Source organism: Deinococcus arcticus, assembly GCF_003028415.1.
GTDB classification, from domain to species: Bacteria; Deinococcota; Deinococci; order Deinococcales; family Deinococcaceae; genus Deinococcus; species Deinococcus arcticus.
The window spans coordinates 80,260-99,745 of sequence record NZ_PYSV01000013.1 but is presented as its reverse complement, the minus strand read 5'-3'; the positions used below and the strand labels follow the sequence as shown (position 1 = coordinate 99,745).

The following is a 19,486-nucleotide window of genomic DNA, read 5'->3' as shown; positions in this document are numbered from 1 at the left end:
CATGGACTGGTGGCCCACCCTGGGACGGGTGCAGCCCTGGCACTGGTGGGTGCTGGGCGCCCTGCTGCTGATTCTGGAAGTCGCCGCGCCCGGCATCTTCTTCGTGTGGCTGGCGTTGGCGGCCTTTGCACTGGGGCTGCTGGTGTTTGTGCTGCCGCTGCCGGTGGCGGTGCAACTGCTGCTGTTTGCCGCGTTCAGCGTGGCGGCGGTGGTACTGGGCCGCCGCTATCTGGCCCGGCTGCTCCCCGATTCCCCCGAAGCCGAGCGCCTGAATCAGGGCTCTCACCGCCTGGTGGGGCAAACCGTGGTGGTGACCCGCGCCATCGAGAATGGCGTGGGCCGCGTGCGCGTGGGCGACGGGGAGTGGCGTGTCACGGGCCCCGACACCCCCCAGGGCGCCCGCGTGCTGATCGTGGCCGCCGACGGCGCGACCCTGCACGTGCGCGAGGTCAGCGGCACCTGGACGTGAAGGGAGAGGGCTGTGGGCCATGAGCCATGGGGCAAACCCCCAAAGCTCATGGCCCACAGCCCATGGCACAGTTCAGCTCCGCTGAGCCGGATACAGCCAGCGCCGCAACAGGCGGGAGAGCAGCGGCAAGACCGGCCAGTTCAGGAACACGGTGGCCAGAAACGCCGACGGAATAATGGCCGCCCACCAGGGCCAGCCTTCTGTAAAGAAGCCGCACAGGTAGCTGAACAGCAGAATCAGGGGGTACACCCCCACAAACCCCACCACGATGTTCTTCCACAGCGGCGGGGCGGGCAGGCTGCCCGGCAGGTCAAACCACGCCTCCAGGCCGCGCGCCTCGCGGTAATCCACATCGGAGGCCGTGAAGCCCGGCAATTCGCGCAGGGCCGCCTGATACGCCGGATTCGTGCGCCATGCGTCCAGCGCCTCCTGGCTGGCGAAGCGCAGCAGGGTGATGTACTCGGGCACCGGGCCGGAGGGGTCCCGCAGCACATGCAGGCCCAGGAAGCCGGGCTGCTGGCCCAGCAGGGCGTGGACGCCGCGCGCCCAGGCTTCGTAGGGCTCTACCTGCGAGGAGCGCACGCGCTCGGTAATGACCAGCGTCACGCCCTCGGGGGCCGTGGAACTGGGGGACGGCACGGTCATGGGGGGGGTGGATGGGGTCACGAACACCTCCTTGAATACGGACAGCCGCGTCCGGTTTCCGTGACAGGAAAAACCCCCTTCCGCACGGGGAAGGGGGCAGGGGGCGGGAACGTCGAATCAGCGCTTGCTGAACTGGGGCGCGCGGCGGGCCTTTTTCAGGCCGTACTTCTTGCGCTCGACTTCGCGGGGGTCGCGGGTCAGCAGGCCCTTGGGCTTCAGCTGGGCGCGGAAGTCGGGGTTGACCTTCAGCAGCGCGCGGGCAATACCCAGCTTGATCGCGTCGGCCTGACCGGTGGGGCCGCCGCCAGCCACGGTGATCACGGCGTCGTAGCGGCCAGCAGTGCCGGTTTCACGGAACGCCTGCAGGGCGTGCACGGCGCGCAGCAGTCCACGGAAGTAGGACTGGAACTCCTTGCCGTTCACGATGATCTTGCCTTCGCCAGGGCGGAGGAACACGCGGGCCACGGCGCTCTTGCGGCGGCCGGTGCCGTAAAACTGTTCGGGTTGCTGAATCGCCATTATTTAACCTCGAGGGTCTGGGGCTTCTGAGCCGCGTGGGGGTGCGTCTGGCCAGCGTAGACCTTCAGGCGGCTGTGCATGGCGCGGCCCTGACGGCCCTTGGGCAGCATGCCGAACACGGCGTGCTCGATCACGCGCTCGGGGTGCTTGGCCAGCGCCTGACGGGCGGTTTCGGTCTTCAGGCCACCCTGGTAGCCGGTGTAGCGGGTGTAGACCTTGCCGTCCAGCTTGTTGCCGGTCAGGGCGACCTGCTGGGCGTTCACGACCACCACGAAGTCACCCTGAATCATATTGGGGGTGAAGTCGGGGCGGTGCTTGCCACGGATGCGGCTGGCGATCAGCGTGGCCAGACGGCCCAGGGGCACATTGGCTGCGTCCACGACGACCCAGTTCTGCTCGTCATTTTTGGGGATGTAGGTTTTCACCGTGAAACTCCATAAAAGATGGGATTTGGCTGCGACATGCCCCGCCCCATCGGGGGAGAAGGTGGCGTGCATGTCCGGGTGCCCCCCGGTCGTCCCGCGCCCTACCAAGCACAAGACACTAAAGGCAAAGGTATCAGAAATGAGGGAGGCGGGGCAAGCGGCTTACGGGATTTCGTGGGGAAGGGGCGGACGGACATGGGCCTCAAGGCCCGGCTCACAGGCGCCATATCGGCTGAAGTAAAGCCGCGCCTGTGACAGCGAAAGACCGTTGGCTTCGCTCAGTTCATCGGGTTTGAGGACACAGCCGGTTTCGTCTTCCCAGAAACACACTGGGCAGACCTCATATTCCCCTCGTGCTGCGAGCGTCAGGAAGCCGCAGCAGAAGCAGGCGAGCCTCTTGCTCATCCCTCCACCAGTGCCTCCATCCCCAGCCGGTACCCTAAAAAACCCAGGCCGCTGATCTTGCCCCGGCACACGGCGGCCGTCACGCTCTGGTGCCGGAATTCCTCGCGGGCGTCCACGTTGCTGATGTGCACTTCCACCACCGGCACGCGCTGCCCGGCAATCGCGTCGCGCAGGGCGTAGGAATAGTGCGTCAGGGCCCCCGGGTTGATCACGATGCCGGTAAAGCCGTGCTCCTCGGCGTCCTGCACCCATTCCACCAGTTGCCCTTCATAGTTGCTCTGGCGGCAGGTGACCGATTGGCCCAGTTCCGCGCCCCAGGTTTCACACTGCCGCTCCAGGTCTTCGAGTGTCTGCGAGCCGTACACCCCCGGTTCACGCAGGCCAAGGCGGTTCAGGTTGGGACCGTTCAGCACGAGCAGCATGAGAGGAGGGTAGCAGTGTGCAGCGGGCGGGGCGCGGGAAAAGAACAGGGAGGGGTTCAGGCCCTCGCCCCTCCCACTCCACCGGTTCAGAACAGGGCAGAACCGTGTCCATTTCCGGTGCGAGCCCCTGTGTTCGCCACTCGCTCTGCGGCACCGCTGTTCCAGCCCGCTCGGTTGATCCGGGGATCAACCGAGCGCGACTCAGCCTTCCCCGCGCTCCGCTTCCCGCACCCCGCGCACCTCTTTTGCCCATCCTTCAAACTCTGCCCGCAGCACCGCGTCCGGCACCCGCGCCAGATATGGCTGGGCGAGGTCGCGCAGCAGCACAAAGCGCACGCCCACGGCATCGGCCTTCTTGTCCCGCGCCATGAACGGGGCCACCTCGTCGTAGCGCAGGGGCGGCAGGGCCTGAGGCCGCTGCCAGTGCAGAAAGGCCAGGGTGTGCGCCGTCAGATCGGCGCCGCCCAGGGCGCGGGAGAGACGGGCGGCGTAGTGCATGCCGTAGCCCACCGCCTGACCGTGGGGCAGGGCGTGGTGGGTCACGGCTTCCAGCGCGTGCGCCAGCGTGTGCCCAAAATTCAGAAAAGCCCGCTCGCCCTGCTCGGTCAGGTCGCGGGTGACCACGCCCGCCTTCACGGCAATGGCGTCAGCCAGGGTGGCTTCCAGACCGGGGCCACCAGGGCGAAAGTCTGGGGCCAGAACGCGCGGCAGCAGGCTGGGGTCGGCCATCAGGCCGTGTTTGTACGCCTCGGCGGCGCCCTCGCGGAACACGGCGGGCGGCAGGGTGGTCAGCGTCTCGGTGTCGCACCACACGGCCTGGGGGGGCCAGAAGGCGCCCACCAGATTCTTGCCTTCGGGCAGGTTCACGCCGGTCTTGCCGCCCACCGCCGCGTCCACCATGCCCAGCAGGGTGGTGGGGGCGGTGTAAAAGGCCACGCCGCGCAGGTAGCTGGCCGCCGCAAAGCCCGCCAGATCGGTGGCCGCGCCGCCGCCTAGGCCAAGCACGGCCCCGTCGCGGGGAATGTTGGCTCTGGCCAGTTGGGACAGAACCTCGCCCAGCACCGCCAGGGTTTTGCAGTCGTCGCGGGCGGGGACGGGGATGGTGACCACCGGCTGCACGGCTGCCTGCACCGCCGCCACGAATGTGGAGGGCAGGTCCACCGGGTGAATCAGGGCCACGTGGCGCTGCGGGAGCTGCAACTGCCCCAGCAGCCCCGGGCCCACCTGCACCGCGTAGGGCGAGGCGCCGCCCACCTCAATCTGCCGCACGGTCCCCCAGCTCGGGCCGCTCGGGGCCCGCGTCGGCCCACGCCTGCTGCACATCGGCCCAGGCCCACAGGCGCTCAATGATCTCCTCGACAATTTCCTCGCTGGGGCGGCCGTCGCTGTGCACATGAATGGTGCCCTGGCGGTACACAGGTTCGCGTTCGTGCATCAGCGTGCGAATCTTGGACAGGGGGTCCTCGGCGCGCAGCAGCGGGCGGTCGCTGTGCTTGGTGCGCTGGTAAACCGTTTCCGGGCTGGCCCACAGCACCACCACGGGCCCCCGCTCCAGCAGCTCGCAGCGGTTGTCCTCGTTGATGAAGGTGCCGCCCCCCAGACTGATCACCGCGTGTTCCAGCCGGGTCACGCGCCGCACCACCTCGTGCTCGCAGGCGCGGAAGTAGCCCTCGCCTTCCTGGGCAAAGACCTCGGGGATGCTTTTGCCCACCACACGGGTGATCAGCTTGTCAGTGTCCACAAAATGCAGCGCCAGGGCGCGCGACAGCTCCCAGCCGATGCGGCTTTTGCCCGTGCCCATGAAGCCCGCCAGCGCCACCCACGACACCGGGCGCTCAATCAGGCCGGAACTGAACATGGGGGACAGTGTACGGCAGTCCTCCGCAGGCGGCGTGACGGGCGCACCCTCTGGCGCCGGGCCGGGTCCGCGCAGCTCGTCGGCCAGGGCCTGTTCCAGCCGGGCCTGCAGGCTGGCCAGGGGTTCACCCGCAGCGTCGCTGAGCACAGGGCCTTCAGTAGTGCTGGGCGTAGGCGCGCGCCTGGGCCACCCGCTCCTGCAGCTCGGGGAGGGTGTCGCCACCGAATTTTTCCAGCATGGCCTCGGCCAGCACCCAGCCGACGGCGCACTGCAGAATCACGCCGGCGGCGGGCACCGCCGTGGTATCGCTGCGCTCACGGGCGGCGTCGCTGGCCTCATGGGTGACCACGTTCACGGTGGGCAGCGGCTTCATCAGGGTGGCAATGGGTTTCATGGCCACACGCACGATCAGCTCCTCGCCGTTCGTCATGCCCGCTTCCAGTCCCCCGGCGCCGTTCGTGTCGCGGGCGTAGGTGCCCCCACGGTAGAACACGGGATCATGCACGCCGCTGCCGGGTTTCCGGGCATTCTCGAAGGCGCGGCCAATCTCCACCCCCTTCATGGCCTGCACGCTCAGGCAGGCGGCGGCAATGCGGCCGTCCAGCTTGCGGTCGGCGTGCACGTAGCTGCCCAGGCCCACCGGCAGACCCCGGAAGCGCACCTCCAGAATGCCGCCCAGGGTGTCGCCGTCCTTTTTGGCCTGGTCAATGCGCTCGCGCATCTGGGCGGCGGCGTCGGGGTCGGGGGTACGCAGGTCACTGTCCTCAATGGCGTCCAGCGCGCTCCAGGCGAACGGCACCCCCGTGTCAATGCCCGCCAAGCTGGACACATAGTTCGCGCCCTCCACGCCCAGTTCCGAGAGCAGTTTCAGGGCCACGCTGCCCACGGCCACCCGGGCCGCCGTTTCGCGCGCGCTGGCGCGTTCCAGCACGTCGCGCAGGTCCTTGTGGCGGTACTTGATGCCGCCGGTCAGGTCGGCGTGGCCGGGGCGGGCGTCCGTCAGGGCCTTTTTGCGTGGCTCGCCGCCGGGCTCGGGCGACATGATCTCCACCCAGTTGCGGTGGTCCCTGTTGGCAATCGCCAGCGTGACCGGGGCCCCGGTGGTGCGCCCGGCGCGCACGCCGCTGAGAATGTCGGCCTCGTCAGTTTCGATGACCATGCGGCGGCCCCGCCCGTAGCCGCCCTGGCGCTTTTTCAGCCAGGGGTCAATGTCGCCCTTGCCCAGCGGCAACTGCGCAGGCAGCCCCTCAATGATGGCCGTCAGCTGCGGTCCGTGCGATTCCCCGGCGGTCAGGTACCTCATGGGGGCGACTGTAGCGCCTGGGGCGCGGCCCGCCCCCACCCCTGCACAAACAAACGCGCCCCCGCTGACAGGGGGCGCGCCGGGCAGGGAAACGGTCAGCGGACGATGTTGCCGGTAATGACCACGAGCAGCTGCGTCTGTTCGCGCGTGGTGCTCTGGTTGCCGAACAGGGCGCCCACCACCGGAATGCTGGACAGGAAGGGCACGCCCGAGTTGGTGGTGGATTCCTTGGTGGCCAGCAGGCCGCTGAGCAGCAGCGTTTCGCCGTTCTTGAAGTTCAGCGTGGTCTGGGCCTCGCTGTTGGTGAACTGCAGGATGTTGGGCAGGGTGCTGGCGTTGATGGCCGTTTGCAGGGCGTTGACCTGCCCACGCACCCGCAGGGTGATGGTGCCGTCCGGTGCCACCTGGGGGCTGTAGAAATCCAGGTTCACGCCGTAGTCAATCTGCTTCTGAATGGCCTGCACGTTGGCCGCCGCCGAGGGAATGTTGACTTCCAGGCGCCCGCCGCTCTTGATGGTGGCGGCGGCGGTGCTCGACGCGTTTTGCGTGTCGCCCGAGGCCCCCAGCGAGCGCTGGCCGCTCTGCATGGTGATGCTGCCGTCGTAGACGCTCTTGCTCAGGCCCTGGTTTTGCAGGGTGTTCAGGGTGGCGCCCAGGTTAAAGCCAATCAGGCTCTGGGTGGGGTCAAACGAGGCTGCCAGGCCGGTGCCGCCGCTGGTGGACACCGTGAAGCCACCAAAGCCTGCACGCAGGTTCACGCCAAGGCTGCGTGCGGCGCGCTCGGTGATCTCCTGAATGCGCACCTGCACGTTGATTTGCGGCACGCGCTGGTCGAGCTGCGGAATCAGTTCGGCCACCTGCGTGACCTGTTCCGGGGTGCCGCGCACGATCAGGGTGTTTGTGCGCTTGTCAGCAATGATGGTGACCGCATTGGCCTGGGCCGTGGCTGGCGTGGTGGCCGGGGCAGCCGCTGTGCCAGTAGGCAGGCCCGTGGTCACAGAGGTACTGACCGAGGTGGCGCTGGTGCCGGTGCCTGGGGTTGGAGCAGCGGTGCTGCTCACGTCGCGCGCCAGGGTGCCTTCCAGGGTGGCTTTCACTTCCTCGGCGCTGGCGTTGACCAGCTGGAACACGCGCTGCGTGATCTGGGCATTGGTCACGGCGGGTGCCGGGCGGTCCACCTGCCCCAGCAGGGTCAGCGCGGCGTCCAGCTGGTTCTGGGGCCCGGTGATGACCAGTTGCCCGGTCTGCCCTACAGGGGTCACCTTCAGGCCCGGATACTGCGCCGAGAGCAGCCCCGTAATGTCGGCCTGGGCGCCGCGCACCGCATAGACACGCTGCACCGTCTGTGCCTCGGCCGAGGGGGTGGTGGTGCCAGCCGTGGGGGTGGTGCTGCTGGTGTCCAGCTGCCCCAGCAGGCGCGTGACCTCGGCCACTTCCTTGTTGGTCCCGCGCACGATCACGGCGTTGCTGCGCACGTCCGGCACAATTCGCAGGGTGGGGGAGTCCAGCTTCACGTCCACCAGGGTGCGGGTGACGCTCACCGTGTTGCCCTGAGCGTCACGCTGCGGGGTTTCGCTGTAGGTGGGCGTGCCGAAAAACAGCTTGACCTGCTGCGCGGCCTGCGTCGCGTCGGCGTTGCGCAGGGTGACCGTGCGCTGAATCGGCGTGTTGCTCACGCGCAGCACCGGCTGACCGCCCAGTTGAAGCACGTCGTAGCTCAGGCCGTACACATCCATGAGCAGCGGCCAGACCTCGTTAAAGGGCTTGTTCTGGAAGGAGTACACGATGGGGCGCGCGGTGGCGCTGCCCGCAGCTGTACCGGTGGCCGGCGTGGTTCCCGTGGGGGTAGCGGCTGCGTCGGGGGTGGCCGTGCCGCTGGCACCCGGCAGGGCGTCCACGTTCGTGTCCAGAATCAGGCCGTAGCCGGCCGACTTGGCCAGCGCGGCCAGCAGGCTGGACAGCGGCCCACCGTAGCGGCCAATCTCGATGGTCACGTTGGCCCCGGTCAGCGAGGGGTCAGCGATGGCGGGCGTGGCGGGCGCCGCCGGGCCAGCGGTCTGCGCGGCGGCCATGCCCAGTGCGGCGGTCAGCAGGAGGGATGCGAAGCGGTTAGTCATGGCTCACCTTTTTTCCAGTTCGAGTGTGGTCGTGTTGTTGCCCAGGCTCAGCGTGGCGCTCGTGGCGGTGACTTCCTTGACCGTCACCTGCGTGTCGGGCAGGGTCTGCCCCACCGAGACGACCACGAAGCCGTCCTTACTGCGGAAGATGGCGGTGTTCACCGGGCCCAGCACCACCGCGTTAAAGGCCAGTTGCTGCGTCTGCACGAAGCTGTCCAGCGGGTTGCTGGTGGCCGCCGGGGTGCTGGTGCTGGGCGGCGCGCTCAGATCGGTAATGACCTGGGGCGTGCCCGGGGTGGGTGCAGCGGTGACGGGGGTGCCAGCGCCGGCACTGCCCAGGGTGTCGCTGCCGCCCGGGGTGCCCGTGCCAGATGCGCCCGTGCCAGGGGTCCCGCCTGCGCCCGGGGTGCTTGCCGCGCCCGAGGGCAGGCGGGTTACGCCGGGCACCTGCACGCCGGCCACGGGGGGCGCGGGGGGCCGCGCGGTGGCCGGGCCACCAGCGCCGGGCGCGCCAGCAGTGCCGCCAGAGACAGCGCTGCCGTCGCCGTTGCCACCGGCCGGGTTCCCGCCAGCGCCGCTGGCGCCACTGCTGGGGGTGCGGCCACCCACCACCACAGGCTGGTCGGTGGTGGGCAGCGGGGTCACGACCACCGGGCCGGCGCCGCTGCTGCCGCTGTCCTCCCCCACACTGGGCGCGCCGTCGCCACCGGGAATCTGCGGCACGGGAATGGGGCCGCTGCTGCTGCCACTGCTGTCGCCTTCACTGCCGGCCAGCGGGCCCAGGCCCAGGGCGCCGCCCGTGGAGGTGATGGGAGTGACGCTGCCCGTGGGCTGGCCTGCGGACTGGTCTGGGGTATTGACCGCCACAGGGGCGGGCGTGGGCCCGGTCGTGGTGGTACCGGCGGCCCCTTCAGTGGCCTTGACCTCCAGGGGCCGGAAGGGGTTGTTGCCGGGCACCGAGGACAGCGCCGTATCCGGGTTGATGCCGCCAGGGGTTGGGGGCACGTCGGTTGGCTCCGCGTCCGGGTCAGGGGCGCCGCCGGTGGGGAAGGGAGGAATGACTTCCACGTCCACCGTGCCGTCGGGCTGCACGGTGTCGGGATTGCCCTGGGGGTTGTCCTCGGGATCCGGGGCGACCGGCACGGTGGTGCCGGGCTCGGTGCTCACCGGCGGCTGGGTGGCCGTCAGGTCGTCACCCGCCGAACGCTGGCTGGTGAGGATGTACCACAGGCCAATGGCCGCCACGAGCAGCAGCAGGCCCAGCAGCACCTTCATCTCGCGGGAGAGCTTGACGGGCGCGCGTGTCACTGTGTGCCTCCTGCGGGCGCGCTGGGCGCTGCGGGGGCAGCGTTGGGCGCTTCAGGCGTGCCGGTGGGGCTGGTCGCCGCCTGGGTTGGGTCAAAGGTGTAAACGGTCAGGCCCATGGTGCTTTCCAGGCGGGGGTCCAGACTGGTGGCGGCGGGCAGCTGCAGGTTGACGTTGGTCACCGTGCTGAAACGGTTCATGGTTTCCAGCGAGCGCAGCAGCGTGAACAGCTCGCCAAAGCGCCCGCTGGCACTCAGGCTGAGGTTAATGGGCCGCACGCCCGCTGGCAGGCTGGTGGCGTTGCCGCTTTGCACCGTAAAGCCGCTCAGGGTGGCCCCGGCGGCGCTGGCGTTCAGACGCACCTCGTCCAGCACAGCGTTGTAATTGGCGGCCTGGGGCAGGGCCGCCAGAAACACCTGCTGCTCCTCGGTCAGCTTGGCCACTTCCTCGCGCAGGGCGGGCAGGCGCGCGGCGTTGGCGCGCAGCGTCAGCACGCGGGCGTTCACGGTGTCCAGTTCACCCTGCAGCTGGCTGATTTCGGCCTGGCGCGCCTGAAAGCGCATGGTGTACCACAGCGCGCCCACAATCAGGCAGGCGGCCAGCACCAGCAGAAAGATGTTGCGCGGGGCAAGTTTAGTTGACACGGCCGTCTCCTTCCGTGGTGCCGGTCGGCGCGTCCGGTGCGGCGGGGGTCTCGCCCGGCACCGCTGGCGTCTGGGCCGGAGCCGTCTGCGCCTGCACGACGCCCACCGAGGCGTTGAAGGTGTAGCGTCCGGTGTCGCCCTCGCTTTGCAGGCTGCGGAAATTCACGCCGAAGTTGGGGTTGTTCTCGAAGGTGCGCAGAAAGTTCACCACCGCCTGCTGGCTGCTGGCGTTGCCGGTCAGGTCAATCTCACGTGTCACGTTCTTGCCGGTGTACACGCCGGTTTGCTGCAGGCTGCCCAGGGCATTGGCGTCCAGCGCCTTGATGCTCATGCTTTGCAGCGCCACGCCGCCGCCGCTGGGCAGCTGCGCCGTGAAGGCCGCGAGGTCGTTGGTCCAGTAGGTTTTGCCCGAGCGCAGCTGCTGGGCCACACTGGTCACCTGCTCCAGCTGCGTCTTTTGCTGGGTCAGCTGCGTGAATTCGGCGTTGGCCGGGGCCAGGGCGGTGGCCTCGCCGTTCAGGGCGTCAAGCTGTTTGCGCAGCTCGCCCGCGCGGGTGCCAGTGGCAATCTCGCCGGCCAGCAGGGCCAGCCCGGTCACCACCGCCACGCCAATGGCCGCCGGAATCCAGGCGTTGGGCTCACTCTGCTTGCGGTACTGCTGCGGCAGCAGGTTGATTTCAACCACGGCTGCCCACCCCCCGCAGCGCCAGGCCCAGTGGCACAGTGAATTCCGGCGCGTTGGCCTGCAGGTAGCCGGTGTCCACGTTGGCCTGATCGGTCTGCACCGTCAGCCAGGGGCTGGCCACCTCCACCCGGAAGCCCAGCGCGTCGCTGATGGCGGCGGCCAGCCCACGCAGCTTGGCGCCGCCGCCAGCCAGGAAGGTCCGGTCAATCACCACGTCGCCGCTTTGCACGCGGTAGAACTCCAGGCTGCGGCGAATCTCGGTGATCAGGTCGCCCAGCACGGGGCGAATCACCTCGAACACGCGCGCCGGGGAGTACTGCTCGCGGGCCATGTCGAAGTTCAGCAGGTCTTCCTCGTCCTCGGTGGGGGTGGTGGCTGTGGCGTAGCCCAGCTTTACCTCTTCGGCGGCCGAGAAATCCAGGTCGAAGGCCTTTTGCAGCGCCATGGTGAAGTCGTCGGCCGAGACGTTGATGTTACGGGCCATCAGCACGCGGTCGCCGCGCACGAGGTTGATCACGGAGCTGCTGGCTCCAATTTCCATGACCAGCGCCACCTCGCCGGCCTCGGTGTAGTTGCTGCCGGTCAGGGTGCTCTTGGTAAGGTGCTCGCCCAGCAGGTTGCCGCGCAGGGCGCGCAGCGAGGCGAAGCTCTTGAGGTCCACCACGGTGGGTTCCAGCCCTGCCAGCCGCAGCACCTCTACCTGCCGGGCCACCGCCTCGGTGGGGGCAGCGGCAATCACGACTTCCATCTGGCCGTCGTCGGGGACGTTGGCCGGGTCGTCAAGCAGGTCAAAGTCCAGGCTCACGTCATCAATGGGGTAGGGAATATAACGCTCGGCCTCCCACTTGATGGCCTCCTGCAAGTCCTTGCGCTCCATCTTGGGCACCATGATGTTGCGTGTGACGGCCGCCTGGTTGGGCACGGCCGTGACGGCGTGCCGGGTGGTGATGCGGTGTTCGGCCAGCAGGTTTTTCAGCTCGGTGGCCACCGCCTGGGGCTCGACCACCAGACCGTCGCGCATGCTGCCAATGGGCGTGGGCACCATGATGGCGTGCTGGAGGGAAGGCGGAGAGCCGGGGCGAAGGGCCACAACCTTGATGGCGCTGGTGCCGATCTCGACGCCCAGCGCATTTGGCCGTGGATTCAGTAAGCGGTTCAGGAAACTCGACATTCTCCCTCCAGGATCACGAGGATTTTAGCATTCCCTCATCTGACTGAGGGAAGGGGACTGGAGGCGCATGCGAGCAGAGCGACAGGAAAACGGCGTGAGGGTCATGGGCTTGGGCCATATGACCATCATTCCGCTTACCGAACACTTACATCTGTACAAAATCGAATATTGCCGGCCAGGCGGGCAAAATGAGACCCCGGGCAGCATTGGTCTGCAGGCCGTGGGTTACGGCTGAGTGCCGTCTTCAGAACACCTGAACGCGGGGGCGCACTGGACAGATGGTCGGGGGCAGGAGGCTGAAGCTCAGTCGCTCGCTGTTGATCTTGAGATCAACCGAGCGGGCTGGAACAGCTGCGCCGCAGAGCGAGTATCGAAAAAAGGACGTTGCACCGGGCGTGGAGACTTTGTGGTGCTCTCCTGAACAGTCGCACTGTGAGGGGCAACGTCCTTAGATGGAGTAAGAGGAGAAGGGGATTCCGGCAAGCCCGGCGCCTTCATCGCTTACCGCTGCGCTGGCGTCCACTCCTGCAGATCGGGGCCAAAGCGGCGCAGCTGACCGCCCGGGCTGACCGTGACCAGTTCGGTGCCCACCAGCCCCAGGCGGCCCTCGCTGTGGGGCACCTGCGCGCGCACCTGCCCGGCGGCGTCCAGCCGCACCAGGGCCTGACCGGTCAGCCGGTAGGTGCCGGTGGGGGTCTGCACCTGGGGGTGTGCCGCGCCCACCACGCCGGTGGGGGTGGGAGCCAGAAAGGCGGCCGGACCCTGCCCACCTTCCTGGCCCGGGCGCACCACCCGGCTGTGCAGCAGCGCGTAGTCCTCGCCCTGGGGGCCCGTGAGCGCGGCCTGGGGGGCGCCGCGTACCCCGGGCACCCGCTGGCCGGTGTAGTCCACGGCGCTGCCATCCTCGCGGTAGGCGCGGGTGGCGCTCAGGGCAACCACGCGGCCCACGTTCACGGTGCGCGGCGCGCGGTCCAGGGTGACCAGCAGTCCCTGCCCCGGCAGCGCAGCCCAGGCGTCGCCCTGGGCCCACGCCACATCCACCGCTCCTGACAGCCTGGGACAGACCGGCTGAAATGACGGCGCGCGCGCCACGCAGGCCCGCCCCCCAGACACCCAGGCCACGCCCAGCTCACTGAAGGCGGCCCGGAACGGCCAGTCGGCCGGCCCAGAGGACATGGGCCCAGACAGGACGGCCGGCGTGCAGGCCGTGAGCAGCAGAGCCAGAGGCAGCAGGAAACGCATGCCTGCATTCTGGGCACGCCAGACCCTGAGGGGCGTGAAGATTCGGGTTGAGTCCTATGTCCCGTCCGGCCGCTCCACCTGAGCGTCCAGCGGTGCCCGCGCCGCCAGCAGCGCCTGCACCACGGTGTCCAGCCCCACGCCCTCCTGCGCCCGGCGCTCGGGGCTCCAGGAAATGCCGCGACTGGCCTTGACCAGCACCACGTCCCCGGCGCGCAGGTCCGCCAGCAGGGCGGCGGTCAGTTCGGGCACCGTGGCGTAGGCCCGCTCGCCCAGTTCGGCAGCGAAGGCGCCCACACCATAGGTCACGTCGGCGCGTGTCCGGGCGTGGGCGCCCACCTCGGCGTGCAGATCGCGCTCGGTGGGTCCCAGTTCCAGCATGCGGCCCAGCACGCTGATCCTGCGGCCGGGCAGGGCGCCCAGCGCGTCCAGCGCGGCGCGGACCGCCACGGGAGAGGCGTTGTAGGCGTCGTCAATCACGGTCACGGCTCCGGGGTGAACCCGGTAGCGTCCGCCGGGCACCTGCACGGCGCGCAGGCGGGCGGCGGCGTCCGGCAGAGGCACGCCCGCCTCCCGGGCCAGCACCAGTCCCAGCACGGCGGCCTCGGCCTGTACCTGGGCGGCGTGCGGCAGGAAGACCGGCACCCCCGCAAAGGAGAAGCGCGAGCCTTCCGGGGTCACGCGCAGGCTCTGACCGGCAAAGGTCACGTCGCCAAAGCCGTAGCTGTCCACGCCGGGGTAATAGGCGCTCGCCTGCGCGCCCACCAGCGCGCGCGTGCCCTGCAGAATGCCGCCCTTTTCCCGGGCGATGTTCTCGATGCTGCCCAGCTGCTCCAGGTGCGCGGGCCCAATCGAGGTCACCACCCCCACGTCGGGCCGCACGAGGTCGACCAGTTCGGCCATCTCACCGGGGCGGTCAATGCCCATTTCCACCACCAGCGGCTGCTGGGCGCCGCCCTGCTCAATCAGAAAGCACGCGATGGCGGGCAGGGTGTTGTACACCGGCATGTACAGGGCCTGCAGGGCGGCGGCGGCGTAACTTTTGGCGGTGGTCTTGCCGGCGCTGCCGGTGATGCCCACGACCAGCGGGGCGCGGGTGCGCTCGGCGCGGGCCCAGGCAAACAGCGCCGCCCGGGCGTCCGGTACCCGCAGGGCGCGCGGCACGTCCAGGTCGGTCAGAACGAAGGGTGCCCCGGCGGCCAGGGCTGCTTCCACGAAGGCGTTGCCGTGCATGCGTTCACCGGGCAGGGCCACAAAGGCGGTGTCGGGGCCTGCCTCGCGCGAGTCCCAGGTCAGGCGCCGGGCCGGGCGGGCCTGTGGGTGGAGGGCGGCGGACAGCGGCGCGGCGCGGGGGTCGAGCATGGCGCGAGGCTACCAGAGAGCCCCCCCGGCAGGTGGGCACAGCGAAGTGCCAACAAGCTCACATAGCCATGAGAGCAGATGAGTAGAATGCGAACGTTCTTATGAAAAAAACCCCCCTGCTGCTGCTGACGGTGGCCCTGGGCCTGAGCGCCTGCACGCCCCCCAACACGACGCTTCCTGCTGATCCCGTGAACGTGACCGTTCTGGGCCTGAACGACTTTCACGGCTACCTGGAACCCAGTGGGTTCCGGCCTGCTGGAGCCACCGCCGACATCCGGGCCGGCGGCGTGGAAGCCATTGCCGCTGAACTGAGCGACGCACGCAAGGCCAACCCCAACACCATCTTTGTGGGGGGCGGCGACCTGATCGGCGCCAGCCCCATTTCCTCGGGCCTGCTGCGCGACGAGCCGGCCGTGTACGCCCTGAACGCCATGGGCATGCGGGTGAGCGCACTGGGCAACCACGAGTTCGACCAGGGCCTGGCCGAGCTGCTGCGCATGCAAAACGGCGGCTGCGCCAGCAACGACACCGCCAAAGCCTGCAAGTTCGACCCGAACTACCGGGGCGCGAGCTTCCAGTGGATTGCCGCGAACGTGGCCTACAACGCCGCTTCCGGCAAGACCGGCAGTCCCTTCAAGTCCTACGTGATTGAGCAGGTGGGCGGCGCCCGCATTGCCTTCGTGGGCGCCGTGACCGCCGAAACCCCCGGCATCGTGTCGCCCGAGGGCGTCAAGGACCTGACCTTCAGTGACCCCGCAGCGGCCGTGAACCGGGTGCTGCCCGAGATCAAGGCCCAGAACCCCGACGCGATCATCATGCTGATTCATGAGGGCGGGGAAATCGCCGCTGGCAGCACCGACAACTACGCCACCGTGGGTTGCAAGAGCCTGAAAACCGACAGCCCCATCTACAAGATTGCCACGGCGGTGGACCCGGCAGTCAGCGCGATTATCACGGGTCACAGCCACAAGGGCTACAACTGCCTCGTGCCCGATCCCACCGGCAAGGACCGCATCGTGATTCAGGGCGAGCAGTACGGCCACCTGTTGCAGCGCCTGGACCTGACCGTGGACAAGGCCAACCACAAGGTCATGACGGTAAAGGCCGCCAACCTCGTCGTGGATTACGACGCCCGCGCCAAGGCCGGGCAGCTGGACTTCGGCATGACCCAGCTGGTGACCACCGCCAAGGCCCGGGTCGAGGCCATCAGCAGTGTGGAGATTGCCCGTCTGGGCTCGCCGCAGATCCGGCGCGGCTACACGGCCGCTGGCGCGCAGGACCGCACCATCGAAAGTGCGCTGGGCGACGTGGTGGCCGACGCGCTGCTGGACGCCGGCAAGCCCCAGGGCGCCCAGATCGGCCTGATGAACCCCGGCGGCATCCGCTCGGATCTGCCCGACAGCACCAAGATCAAGCCGGGCAACGCTGTGAACTTCGGTGACGTGTTCGCCGTGCATCCCTTTGGCAACACCACCACCGTTCTGAGCCTGACCGGCCAGCAGATTGACGAGGTGCTGGAGCAGCAGTTCTCGGGTGCCAACGCCACCGCCGTGAAGCTGCTGCAGGTCTCCGAGGGCTTCAGCTACAAGTACAGCCAGAGCGCCCCGGCTGGCAGCAAGATCAACATTGCCGACATCACGTTGAACGGCACGCCCATCAGCGCCACGGCCAAGTACCGCGTCGTCACCAACAACTTCCTGGCGGGCGGCGGCGACAACTTTGCTGCGTTCAAGAGCGCCACCGACGTGGTGCAGCTGCCGGGCCTCGCCGACACCGACGTGCTGAGCAACTACCTGAAGGCCAAGGGCCCCAGCCTGACCAACACCGTCAAGGGCCGCATCGTCGTTCTGCCCTAAGCGGCAGTAGGCACAAAGCAGATGGCAGAGGCTCGCAGGGGCCTCTGCCATCTGCTTTGTGCGCTGGGCCATCTGCCACCGGCCCGCTTACAGCGTGCCCCGCGCAAAGTCTGCCATCACGCCCGGCGCCGCCGAGTCGAAGCCCACCACGTCCAGCATGTCGGCCCGCCCTGGATCGGCAATCGTGAACCCGCTGGCGGTCAGGCCCACCACGATCAGGCGCGCGCCAATGCCCATCTTCTGGCGGTAGCGGTCCAGGGCCACCGTGGGGTGAACCTGTCCGGCCCAGGTTTCGTTGTCGGTGTACACCACGAAGGTGTCCACCTTCACGCGTTCCTTCAGGGCCCACAGCATCGGCTGGGCGCAGTCGGTCGCGCCAAAGCTGGCGCTCTGGGCCTTGCGCATGGCCGCTTCCAGGGTGTCACGCGCTGTGATGTTCAGGGGCCGGAACTGCCCGGCAAAGCCCATCGTCAGCGCGCTGGCCTCGGTGCGCAGGGCCACCAGGCTCATGGCGGCGGCGGCCATGTTGGGGCTGAGGCCGGGCACGCCCGCCACCTGTCCACAGGTCATGGAGCCCGAGACGTCCAGCGCCAGCAGGTGCCGCGTACCCGCCGCCTGCACGTTTCCGAAGGCGAGGTGGAAGGCGTCTTCCAGCGCGTCCACCACTGCCGGCACCGGCAGCCACTCGCCCTTGCCCTTCACTCCGCGCCCCTGGGCGTAGACCAGGCGGGCCTTCAGGACATCCAGCGGGTGAATGTGCCCGCGCCGCAGGGCGTCCGGGTTGGTCAGGCGCTCCACCACCGCCTGTACGGTGTCACGGTCGTTCACCGTCAGCACGCCCACGCGGCCCAGATTCCCCAGGTTGCGCAGCAGCCACGTCAGGCCGTTGGTGTGCATGGCGGCGCGGTAGACCTCGGCGCCGCGCAGGTGCGTGGGCACTGCCTCGATGGGTAGACCGTACCCCCGCATCAGCGTGGCTGCGTCCTGGTCCGTGCCCGCGCTGGCGGCCAGCAGGTGCCCTTCAATCACGCGCAGGGCCGGGGCCTCCACATCGGCGCCCAACTCGGGCAGCGCGCCGCTCACCATGAACTTCAGCACGGCGTTGCGCTCGGTGTCCACCGTCTTGGGGTGGCTCTTGCGCAGGGCGTCACGCTGGCTCCAGCCGTCACGGCTCTTGTACTTCACCGCCCACAGGGCCAGCTTGGACACATCGGCGGTCTCGTACACGTTGGCCACGCCCCGGCGGGTCAGACGGCCCCAGCCGCCCAGGGCATCGGCAAACGCCAGAAAGTGCAGCAGCATGGTGCCGGTGCGCGCCACCTCGGGCAGCGCGGCCCAGGCGGCCTGACGGTCGGCGGCGTTCGGCGCGGTCTTGGCCACCAGGGCCAGCACCAGGAGCGCGGGGTCAGCCCTGGGTGCCCGGCCCGCGCGCACCACCTCCAGCGTCACGCGCAGGGCGGTGGCGGCGTCCAGTTGCACGAAGGTCTTCACGAATTCGGTGGCCTGCGTGGTGTGTGCGCGCTCGGCCGCGTAGAACGTGCCGCCCTCTGTTCCCAGAATCAGAAAGCGCGTCAGCCGGGCCTCGTCACTCAGGCCGTAGACAAACCCGCCGGCGTTGTTGTTTACCTGGCGTGGGTCGAGTTGTTCGGTCTGGGGACGGCGGGCAGGGGTCAGCGCGTTCAGTAGGTTCTTCATGGGAATCGGCCCTCCTCTGTGGGGGCGGGGGAGATGGTGCTGGACATGCGCCAGCAGCGACCCGGCGCCGCGCGCCTGGGTGGTGAACGGGGCAGGACTCGAACCTGCGTCTGCTGGGATTCAGCCAGCCGCTCTGCCCTCTGAGCTACCAGTTCATATGGGGTGGAACGTGTGGGAGTCGAACCCACGACCTCCAAGGTTCGCGGTCCATAAGCCAGGTGCCATCGGCTCTACGGGCAAGGTGCGGCGCTGGCAAAGTGCTCTGATCGCTGAGCTGCCGTTCCGTGAAAAGGGGTGGGGGACGGGCGGGACCCCAGCCCGCAGGTCTTGCGACAAATGTTCCCAATAAGCCTTCGCCGTCGGCCCGCAGGGCAGGCAAGGGGGCGCAAAGGCAAAGCCTCCCGGGGGAAGCAACATTCGTGTCTACCAGTTCCACCACCGTCCCCACGGTGATGTTGCAAAGAAGGGGTGCAGCGGGGCGGGAGTCGAACCCGCGACCCATTGATGAACAAGTGTAACCACTCAGCACGAAAGATCATGGCTGTTACCTTAAACCCGCCATATAGATTGAAAGCCAATGAGTAAAACTTTCAAATTCATTAACTACAACGTAATCCCCGATCACATAGCTTCTGACCGTAACTCCTGATTCAGCACCAACAAAGCAGGAAAAAGCGTAGCCAAGATGATCAGAGAAAACAAAAAACTTTTCCGGAAGCTCGGCATCCGGCCAATCCTCACTCACGATCCTGAGGAAGAAAGTTTTGTAATTTGCGAGAATATTATAATTTAGTTCAAGTTCATCGTTATAATCCCCTAATCTCTTACCGCAAATAGTTAAAAAATAGACGTAATCAACAGGCAAATCAAAAAAATCTTGAGATTCACAAATATCTCTAATTTCATCTTTATTACATCCCTCGATATCCGCAGAAAAGAGGCTCTTTTCTCGGATAAAATGTGTGACTAATTCTTGAATTGACAGGTGTTTGTTCATGGAACTGTATATCGCACGGCAAATACTCAACACTAGAAGTTAGATATGAGGCGACTAATCAGTATTATTGGGCATCTCGTACGAACTATTTACGAAAGCATTCTCAGTATGCCGCTTCTGATTCCGTTAAGTAAATCCATTTATCGAAAATGCGTTCAGCGCGCTGTGGGGAGACGTGAACATATCGATACCACAGGCCCCAATTATCATGAGGGTAAGCACACAGTGTAGAAAACACTGCACCCACCAACCAAAGTTGCTCATCATGGAGTTCTGACCAGTGGACTGTTCCCCACATATAAGAGAGCGCTTGGATCTCTTGCAAGCTATAGCCTAATAAAGTAGGCATCAGGTCGGCGGATACAAAGT

19 protein-coding genes and 1 tRNA gene are annotated in these 19,486 nt (G+C 67.4%); 2 read left to right on the top strand and 18 right to left on the bottom strand.

Annotated features, from left to right (window positions below):
* Nucleotide 1 precedes the first annotated feature (1 nt).
* On the top strand, nucleotides 2-469 hold the full coding sequence (locus C8263_RS13565; RefSeq protein WP_107138663.1) for an NfeD family protein: 468 nt from the start codon (nucleotides 2-4) through the stop codon (nucleotides 467-469).
* A gap of 72 nt (nucleotides 470-541) precedes the next feature.
* Here the strand turns inward: C8263_RS13565 and C8263_RS13560 are convergent, their stop codons facing one another.
* The 15 genes from C8263_RS13560 to murF all read right to left on the bottom strand — a co-directional run bounded on the left by C8263_RS13560 (nucleotide 542) and on the right by murF (nucleotide 14,569).
* Complete coding sequence (locus C8263_RS13560) at nucleotides 542-1,135, bottom strand: antibiotic biosynthesis monooxygenase (protein ID WP_233218816.1); 594 nt, start codon at nucleotides 1,133-1,135, stop codon at nucleotides 542-544.
* A 96-nt stretch (nucleotides 1,136-1,231) separates the two neighbouring features.
* The gene (gene rpsI / locus C8263_RS13555) at nucleotides 1,232-1,633 is read right to left on the bottom strand and encodes a 30S ribosomal protein S9 (RefSeq protein ID WP_107138662.1); all 402 of its coding nucleotides are present in this window, start codon (nucleotides 1,631-1,633) and stop codon (nucleotides 1,232-1,234) included.
* A complete protein-coding gene (gene rplM / locus C8263_RS13550) occupies nucleotides 1,633-2,058 on the bottom strand; it encodes a 50S ribosomal protein L13 (RefSeq protein ID WP_107138661.1) in 426 nt (141 codons plus the stop codon). Before rplM ends, rpsI begins: the two co-directional genes overlap by 1 nt.
* 162 nt (nucleotides 2,059-2,220) lie before the next feature.
* Complete coding sequence (locus C8263_RS13545) at nucleotides 2,221-2,463, bottom strand: CPCC family cysteine-rich protein (protein ID WP_107138660.1); 243 nt, start codon at nucleotides 2,461-2,463, stop codon at nucleotides 2,221-2,223.
* Nucleotides 2,460-2,885, bottom strand: coding sequence for a type II 3-dehydroquinate dehydratase (aroQ, locus tag C8263_RS13540; RefSeq protein WP_107138659.1), 426 nt, complete (start codon nucleotides 2,883-2,885; stop codon nucleotides 2,460-2,462). Before aroQ ends, C8263_RS13545 begins: the two co-directional genes overlap by 4 nt.
* Before the next feature lie 201 nt (nucleotides 2,886-3,086).
* Entirely contained in the window at nucleotides 3,087-4,154 is a 1,068-nt protein-coding gene (aroB, locus tag C8263_RS13535; protein ID WP_107138658.1) for a 3-dehydroquinate synthase, read from the bottom strand.
* A complete protein-coding gene (locus tag C8263_RS13530; protein WP_107138709.1) occupies nucleotides 4,141-4,743 on the bottom strand; it encodes a shikimate kinase in 603 nt (200 codons plus the stop codon). The genes aroB and C8263_RS13530 overlap by 14 nt, the downstream gene beginning before the upstream one ends.
* A gap of 154 nt (nucleotides 4,744-4,897) precedes the next feature.
* Nucleotides 4,898-6,046 (bottom strand): chorismate synthase, encoded by a 1,149-nt coding sequence (aroC, locus tag C8263_RS13525; RefSeq protein ID WP_107138657.1) that lies wholly within the window; start codon nucleotides 6,044-6,046, stop codon nucleotides 4,898-4,900.
* 95 nt (nucleotides 6,047-6,141) lie between these two features.
* Entirely contained in the window at nucleotides 6,142-8,163 is a 2,022-nt protein-coding gene (locus C8263_RS13520; protein WP_107138656.1) for a secretin N-terminal domain-containing protein, read from the bottom strand.
* A 3-nt stretch (nucleotides 8,164-8,166) separates the two neighbouring features.
* Nucleotides 8,167-9,471 (bottom strand): hypothetical protein, encoded by a 1,305-nt coding sequence (locus C8263_RS13515; protein ID WP_107138655.1) that lies wholly within the window; start codon nucleotides 9,469-9,471, stop codon nucleotides 8,167-8,169.
* The gene (locus C8263_RS13510; protein WP_107138654.1) at nucleotides 9,468-10,112 is read right to left on the bottom strand and encodes a type IV pilus inner membrane component PilO; all 645 of its coding nucleotides are present in this window, start codon (nucleotides 10,110-10,112) and stop codon (nucleotides 9,468-9,470) included. Before C8263_RS13510 ends, C8263_RS13515 begins: the two co-directional genes overlap by 4 nt.
* Nucleotides 10,102-10,797, bottom strand: coding sequence for a fimbrial assembly protein (locus C8263_RS13505; RefSeq protein WP_107138653.1), 696 nt, complete (start codon nucleotides 10,795-10,797; stop codon nucleotides 10,102-10,104). The genes C8263_RS13510 and C8263_RS13505 overlap by 11 nt, the downstream gene beginning before the upstream one ends.
* On the bottom strand, nucleotides 10,790-11,968 hold the full coding sequence (gene pilM, locus C8263_RS13500) for a type IV pilus assembly protein PilM (protein ID WP_107138652.1): 1,179 nt from the start codon (nucleotides 11,966-11,968) through the stop codon (nucleotides 10,790-10,792). The genes C8263_RS13505 and pilM overlap by 8 nt, the downstream gene beginning before the upstream one ends.
* A 501-nt stretch (nucleotides 11,969-12,469) precedes the next feature.
* Nucleotides 12,470-13,210: a hypothetical protein gene (locus C8263_RS13495; RefSeq protein ID WP_107138651.1), complete on the bottom strand. Its 741-nt coding sequence runs from the start codon at nucleotides 13,208-13,210 to the stop codon at nucleotides 12,470-12,472.
* Nucleotides 13,211-13,264: 54 nt separating this feature from the next.
* On the bottom strand, nucleotides 13,265-14,569 hold the full coding sequence (murF, locus tag C8263_RS13490) for a UDP-N-acetylmuramoyl-tripeptide--D-alanyl-D-alanine ligase (RefSeq protein WP_107138650.1): 1,305 nt from the start codon (nucleotides 14,567-14,569) through the stop codon (nucleotides 13,265-13,267).
* 101 nt (nucleotides 14,570-14,670) lie between these two features.
* Between murF and C8263_RS13485 the strand changes: the two genes are divergently transcribed.
* Nucleotides 14,671-16,425 carry a bifunctional metallophosphatase/5'-nucleotidase gene (locus C8263_RS13485; protein WP_107138649.1) on the top strand — a complete coding sequence of 585 codons (1,755 nt, stop codon included), beginning with the start codon at nucleotides 14,671-14,673 and terminating at the stop codon, nucleotides 16,423-16,425.
* Between the two features lie 87 nt (nucleotides 16,426-16,512).
* On the opposite strand, the gene rsr is transcribed toward C8263_RS13485, so the two are convergent.
* The 3 genes from rsr to C8263_RS18965 form a co-directional block, all read right to left on the bottom strand.
* The gene (rsr, locus tag C8263_RS13480; protein WP_107138648.1) at nucleotides 16,513-18,120 is read right to left on the bottom strand and encodes an RNA-binding protein Rsr; all 1,608 of its coding nucleotides are present in this window, start codon (nucleotides 18,118-18,120) and stop codon (nucleotides 16,513-16,515) included.
* An 80-nt stretch (nucleotides 18,121-18,200) separates the two neighbouring features.
* Nucleotides 18,201-18,275 (bottom strand) — tRNA-Phe (locus C8263_RS13475).
* A gap of 389 nt (nucleotides 18,276-18,664) precedes the next feature.
* A complete protein-coding gene (locus C8263_RS18965; protein WP_146160688.1) occupies nucleotides 18,665-19,117 on the bottom strand; it encodes a hypothetical protein in 453 nt (150 codons plus the stop codon).
* Between the last annotated feature and the right edge of the window lie 369 nt (nucleotides 19,118-19,486).

Bases quoted from the DNA above. Each gene is read 5' to 3' on its own strand.
- C8263_RS13565 (WP_107138663.1), top strand. From the start codon at position 2: ATGGACTGGTGGCCCACCCTGGGACGGGTGCAGCCCTGGCACTGGTGG.
- rpsI (WP_107138662.1), bottom strand. From the start codon at position 1,633: ATGGCGATTCAGCAACCCGAACAGTTTTACGGCACCGGCCGCCGCAAG.
- C8263_RS13545 (WP_107138660.1), bottom strand. From the start codon at position 2,463: ATGAGCAAGAGGCTCGCCTGCTTCTGCTGCGGCTTCCTGACGCTCGCA.
- aroQ (WP_107138659.1), bottom strand. From the start codon at position 2,885: ATGCTGCTCGTGCTGAACGGTCCCAACCTGAACCGCCTTGGCCTGCGT.
- C8263_RS13530 (WP_107138709.1), bottom strand. From the start codon at position 4,743: ATGTTCAGTTCCGGCCTGATTGAGCGCCCGGTGTCGTGGGTGGCGCTG.
- aroC (WP_107138657.1), bottom strand. From the start codon at position 6,046: ATGAGGTACCTGACCGCCGGGGAATCGCACGGACCGCAGCTGACGGCC.
- C8263_RS13520 (WP_107138656.1), bottom strand. From the start codon at position 8,163: ATGACTAACCGCTTCGCATCCCTCCTGCTGACCGCCGCACTGGGCATG.
- pilM (WP_107138652.1), bottom strand. From the start codon at position 11,968: ATGTCGAGTTTCCTGAACCGCTTACTGAATCCACGGCCAAATGCGCTG.
- C8263_RS13495 (WP_107138651.1), bottom strand. From the start codon at position 13,210: ATGCGTTTCCTGCTGCCTCTGGCTCTGCTGCTCACGGCCTGCACGCCG.
- murF (WP_107138650.1), bottom strand. From the start codon at position 14,569: ATGCTCGACCCCCGCGCCGCGCCGCTGTCCGCCGCCCTCCACCCACAG.
- C8263_RS13485 (WP_107138649.1), top strand. From the start codon at position 14,671: ATGAAAAAAACCCCCCTGCTGCTGCTGACGGTGGCCCTGGGCCTGAGC.
- rsr (WP_107138648.1), bottom strand. From the start codon at position 18,120: ATGAAGAACCTACTGAACGCGCTGACCCCTGCCCGCCGTCCCCAGACC.
- C8263_RS18965 (WP_146160688.1), bottom strand. From the start codon at position 19,117: ATGAACAAACACCTGTCAATTCAAGAATTAGTCACACATTTTATCCGA.